Origin of the sequence: Staphylococcus sp. HMSC14D10, assembly GCF_001808125.1 — a bacterium.
In the GTDB taxonomy this organism is placed as follows: Bacteria; Bacillota; Bacilli; order Staphylococcales; family Staphylococcaceae; genus Staphylococcus; species Staphylococcus haemolyticus.
Map to the genome: position 1 here is coordinate 1 of NZ_KV792253.1, position 258 is coordinate 258.

1 pseudogene is annotated in these 258 nt (G+C 32.9%); it reads left to right on the forward strand.

Annotation, left to right across the window (positions count from 1 at the left end):
* Positions 1-258: pseudogene (locus HMPREF3134_RS12465) on the forward strand (pathogenicity island protein); the annotation flags it as partial.

Sequence of the window (258 nt, forward strand, 5' to 3'; positions counted from 1 at the left end):
ATATGTCACAGGTCAAAGAGAGAATATCAATAAAATAGAAAATGAGCGTCAAGAGTTATCGCAACGAATTAAAGAAGATAAAGCAAAGTATAAAGAATTAATTGCTAACTCACAAGATGACGAGGCTGACGCACTCTATACTACATTTGATAGTAATGAGAAGAAATTGAAAGCCTTAGAGAAACGCTTATCGACTAAAAAAGAAGTATTTGATGAGGCTAGATGTAAAAAGGCGATTGAACTTATTAAACATCAAGC